The organism is Burkholderia sp. Ac-20344 (genome assembly GCF_017104975.1).
In the GTDB taxonomy this organism is placed as follows: domain Bacteria; phylum Pseudomonadota; class Gammaproteobacteria; order Burkholderiales; family Burkholderiaceae; genus Burkholderia.
The window spans coordinates 1-5,002 of record NZ_JAAGPP010000283.1 but is presented as its reverse complement, the minus strand read 5'-3'; the positions used below and the strand labels follow the sequence as shown (position 1 = coordinate 5,002).

General features: G+C 68.3%; 3 protein-coding genes and 1 pseudogene. 1 reads left to right on the top strand and 3 read right to left on the bottom strand.

All coding sequences use genetic code 11. The features are described from left to right. From G3N64_RS38210 to G3N64_RS38200, 3 genes and pseudogenes are all read right to left on the bottom strand, one after another. A pseudogene (locus G3N64_RS38210) lies at positions 1-1,207 on the bottom strand (hypothetical protein); the annotation flags it as partial. Between the two features lie 500 nt (positions 1,208-1,707). Further along, entirely contained in the window at positions 1,708-2,952 is a 1,245-nt protein-coding gene (locus G3N64_RS38205; protein ID WP_205788762.1) for an FAD-binding oxidoreductase, read from the bottom strand. Positions 2,953-3,019: 67 nt separating this feature from the next. Further along, entirely contained in the window at positions 3,020-3,799 is a 780-nt protein-coding gene (locus tag G3N64_RS38200; RefSeq protein ID WP_205788761.1) for an ABC transporter substrate-binding protein, read from the bottom strand. A 379-nt stretch (positions 3,800-4,178) separates the two neighbouring features. On the opposite strand from G3N64_RS38200, the gene G3N64_RS38195 reads away from it, so the two are divergent. Next, a partial coding sequence (locus tag G3N64_RS38195) for an ornithine cyclodeaminase family protein (protein WP_205788760.1) occupies positions 4,179-5,002 on the top strand: 824 nt, incomplete at its 3' end.

The window sequence follows — 5,002 nt, the reverse complement described above, 5'->3', positions numbered from 1 at the left end:
TTTTCCCGACACGCCGACCTTCCGCACTCCACGGCGCGCGGCAGGCCGCCGGCCGGGGGCCGGCCGGACGGTCCGCGGGTGCGCCCTTCACCGAACCGAGCGCACCGGTAGGCTCGCCGGCCGGGTTCCTGCCGCCCGTCAGGCCGTCCACGAGGTTCGTGATCGGCGCGATCGGGTTGTTGCCCGTCGCGCCCGACAACGTGCCGACGACCTGGTTCACGACGCCTTGCACCGGCGCCAGCGGGTTCGAGCCGCCAAGGTTGCCGAGCGTGCCGACGACCTGGTTCACAACACCCTGCACCGGTGCCAGCGGGCTCGCGCCGCCGAGATTGCCGAGTGCGCCGACGACGGAGCCGACCGCGTTACCCAGCGCGTTCGTGGCCGTACCGACCGCATTGCTGTTGCCGAGCGTACCGACGACCTGGTTCACGACGCCCTGCACCGGCGTCAGCGGGTTCGAGCCGCCGAGGTTGCCGAGTGCGCCCGTCATCGAGCCAAGTGCGCCGGTCAGCGCACCGGCCGCGTTGCCGCCCGTCGGCAGCGCGTTCTGCAGGCCATTGACGAGGTTCGTGATCGGCGTGATCGGGCTGCCGCCGGCGCCGGACAGCGTGCCGACGACCTGGTTCACGACGCCTTGCACCGGTGCCAGCGGATTCGCGCCACTGAGCGCCCCCGTCACCGAATTCAGCGCGTTCGTCAGCCCACCCGCCGGATCGTTGCCGAGCGTGCCCGCGAGTTGCGTGACGACGCCTTGCACCGGCGCCAGCGGGCTCCCCGAGCCGCCGACGTTGCCGAGCGTGCCCGTGATCGTGTTGACCGCGTTGCTCAGCGCACCCGCCGGGTTGCCGCCGCTCAGCGCCCCCGTCACCTGATTCACCACACCCTGTACCGGCGCGAGCGGCTGCACCGTGCCGCCACCGCCGAGTGTGCCCGTCGCCGCCCCCACGGCGCCCGACAATACCTGGCCGGGATCGCCCAGCGACGTCTGGATCGCGCCCGCCCCGCCCGCCGTCACGGTGACCAAGCCCAGCGGCGACGTCCCCGTCGCGACCAGTCCGACCGACACGCTGTTCGTCGGCGGGTTGACGATCACCTGCGGGATCGGCAGCGAATCGAGTGCCGCCGCCATCGCGGAACCCGAAGCCAGCACCCCGAACACCGTCGCGACCGACAGCGCCACACCCGTCAACTTAAGATTTTGTCCCATCTTTATTTTCCCCATCTCGGTTGGCACGACATTGATAAAGCATGGGGACGGATTGCACGAAGCGTGCCAATCCCAAAAACCGGATAGATTCGCCTGCCTATTGACTGGCAATAACGTTTCTTTAATCGATTTCAGACGAAATTCACGGCTCCGGCGCCGGAATCGTCTGATGAAAAAGGCGGACGGGACACGGATGTAACGTAACGCTTGCGAGCCCCGTGGTAACGTGTTCCGGTACATTCCACGCAACACCGGAACGCCCTGCCGCGACGGTGCGCCACACCGTCATGACCGGGTCTCCGTTACGCATTTCAGCAATATGAAAATGTATTGATGAATCGCCGATTTCTGATTTTCTTTATTTCACGATTATCTTTCTTGCCGATTACGCGGTTCATTTCCGATTGCGTGGCTCCCGATAATTCGGGTAGCAGAATGAAACATTGTGAAGGCGGCCTCGCAACCGGCACGGCGCGCGCGAGGCCGCGCGCGCCGCCGGATCAGCCGAAGCGCGCAGGCCGGTACGGATGGGGATCGATATAGGTCGGCGCGCCCGTCATCATTTCGGCGAGCAGGCGCCCGGTCGCGGGGCCGAGCGTGAGCCCGTGGTGACAATGGCCGAACGCGAACCACAGGTGACGATGGCGCGGCGCGGGCCCGATCACCGGGCGCATGTCGGGCGTGCACGGCCGCATCCCGAGCCACGGCTCGGGATCGAGCCGCTCGCCGATGCCGAACGCGTCGCGCGCCAGCGGCTCGGCGCGCGCGAGCTGCACGCCGGTCGGCGGTGCGCCGCGCAGCGCGATCTCGACACCGGTCGTGAGCCGCAGGCGCCCGCCTTCCATCGGCGCGACGACGAAACCTTCCTCGGTATCGCACACGGGCACGTTCAACGGCGCGCGCGTCGGCCGGTAATGCATGTGGTAGCCGCGCTTCGCGCGCAGCGGAATCCGGTAGCCGAGCGGCTCGAAGACGTGATCGGACCACGGCCCGAGCGCGACCACGGCCGAGCGCGCCGAGATCGGCCCGTGTTCGGTGCCGACCTGCCAGCCGTCATCCACCTGCACGAGCGTCTTCGCATCGCCGAGCACGAACGCGCCGCCATCGCGCTCGAACAACCGCGCGTAGGCCTTGGTCAGTCCGCCCGGGCTCGACACGGTTTTCGGGTCCTGCCAGTGAAATGCGCCGCAGAACGCGTCGCCGACGCCGGGCTCGCGTGCGCGCAACGCACTCGCGTCGAGCACGGTCATCCGCAGCCCGTGCTCCTCGGCCACGCGCCGCTGTGTGTGCGCTTCCGCGTCGAACAGCGCGGGCGAACGGAACGCCTCGATCCACCCGCCGTCGTGCACGAGCGGCTGCGCGTCGGTGCGCGCGAGCAGCGCGTCGTGCTCGACCACGCTCGCCGCGACGAGCGGCAGCAGGTCGCGCGCGGCGGCCGCGAGCCGCTGCGGCGACGATTCGCGCCAGAAGCGCGCGAGCCAGCCCGCATACGCGGGCAGCGCGCGGTAGTCCCAGTAGAGATCGACCGAGCGGTTGCGCGCATAGCGCAGCAGCGTGCCGAGCCGGCGCGGAAACGCGTACGGCACGACCGACGAGCGCTCGATCAGCCCCGCATTGCCGTGGCTCGTTTCCTCGCCGGGCGCGCGCCGGTCGACGAGCGCGACGCGCAGCCCGCGATCCTGCAGATGCAGCGCCGACGACACGCCGACGATGCCGGCCCCCAGAACGATGACGTCGAAATCCATGGTTCCCCGTACTGCGTCGAGATTCGATGCGATACGCGCCAGCTCGGCGGCCGGCGCGCGGCGGTGATTACTTCGCGACGATGTCGCGCTTGAAGTACTTCTGCGACAGCGCGCTGAGCGTGCCGTCCTTCTTCAGCGCGTCGAGCGCGCCGACGATCTTCGCCTGCAGCGCCTTGTCGTTCTTGCGCAACCCGAAGCCCGTACCTTCGCCGAGCGTCGCCGGATCCTTCAGCGGCTCGCCGACGATCTGGTAGTCGCGGCCGGCCGGCTTGTCGAGGAAACCGTCCTGCGCGGTCTGCGCTTCCTGCACGGCCGCGTCGAGCCGGCCCGCGACGAGATCGGCATAGATCTGGTCCTGATCCTGGTACAACACGACGGCCACGCCCGCATTGGCCCAGTGCGCCTTCAGGAAATCCTCCTGCGACGAGCCCTGCAGCACGCCGACACGCTTGCCGCGCAGGCTCGCGACGTCGGGCCGCAGCGGCGAGCCATGCTTGGCGATCGTCACGATCGGCACCACGTAGATCGCCGGCGTGAAGTCGATGCTCTGCCGGCGCTTCGACGTGATGTTCATCGCCGAGTTGATCGCGTCGAACTTGCGCGCCTGCAGCGCCGGGATCAGGCCGTCGAACGAATTCTCGACCCATACGCATTTCATGTTCAGCTTCGCGCACACCGCGTTGCCGATGTCGACGTCGAAACCCTGCAGCTGGCCGGCCGGCGTCTTGCTCTCGAACGGCGGATAGGCGGCTTCGATCCCGAAGCGCAACGTGGTCTGTTCCGCATGGGCCGTGACGGCCGCGCAGGCAAGCGCCGCAGCGGCGCAAAGGGAGAGCTTCCAGTTCATGACGGTCCTTCCGTTCCGGATTGAGGCGATGAAGATCGGTACACGACGGCCTCGGCCGGGCGCCGGATCGGCCTTCGAAGCAGGCGGCCGCCACGCGGCGACGCGTCGTGTCCTGCATGCGCAATATAGACTTAAAGTCTACTATAGACTATAGGGGATACGAGAATCGTGCCCCGATACACGACGCCCAAAATTCGTCGATCACCCGGAATGCCTTTGATTTTCCGTTGTTTCTTCCGAACCGGGCGACAGCACGAAGTCTCGAAAAGAAAAATCCTCCGGATTCTGTTTGTCTATATTAGACTTTTCGTCCATCACGAACACTGCCGGACACCGTCGATCGAGACAGTCCTGTCCGGCCCCGACCGGAGATGTCCCCATGACGCAAACCGCCCCGACCCTGCCGCTGACCGTCGATGAAGCCGCCGTGCGCGCGGCCCTGCCGTCGCTCGACGTGCTCGGCACGCTGCGCAGCATGTTCGCATCGCTCGCCGCGGCGCGCGCGGTGCAGCCGCCGCAAACGCTCACGCTGTTTCCCGACCAGGCCGGCGACTTCATCACGTATCTCGGCGCGCTCGCCGACGCGCAGGTATTCGGCGCGAAGCTGTCGCCGTATGTCGTGACGGGCGGCAAGCCCGTCGTCACCGCATGGACCGCGCTGATGTCGATGCGCACCGGCCAGCCGCTGATGTGGTGCGACGCGGGGCAGCTGACCGTCGAGCGCACGGCCGGCACGACTGCGCTCGCGGTCGACTGCCTCGCGCCGCGCAACGCGCGCCATCTCGCGATCGTCGGCGCGGGCGCGGTCGGCCTCGCGCACCTGCGGCACACGGCGGGATTGCGCGACTGGGAAACGATCCGCGTGTACTCGCCCGCGCTCGCCCGTGACGCCGCGCAGCAGGCAACGCTCGCGCAGGTCGATCCGCGCGCACGGGCTGCGGCGAGCGTCGAAGCGTGCGTACGCGACGCGGACGTCGTGATGCTGTGCACGTCGTCGGGCACGCCCGTGCTCGGCGACGGGATGCTCACGCGCCCCGCGCTCGTCACGTCGATCAGCACGAACGTCGCGCGCGCGCACGAGATCCCGCCCGCCTGGCTGCCCGACATGGACGTGTACTGCGACTACCGGCACACGACGCCTGCGAGCGCCGGCGAGATGCAGATCGCGGCGGCCGAGCACGGCTGGGACGCCGCGCGGATCGA

Bases quoted from the DNA above. Each gene is read 5' to 3' on its own strand.
- G3N64_RS38205 (WP_205788762.1), bottom strand. From the start codon at position 2,952: ATGGATTTCGACGTCATCGTTCTGGGGGCCGGCATCGTCGGCGTGTCG.
- G3N64_RS38200 (WP_205788761.1), bottom strand. From the start codon at position 3,799: ATGAACTGGAAGCTCTCCCTTTGCGCCGCTGCGGCGCTTGCCTGCGCG.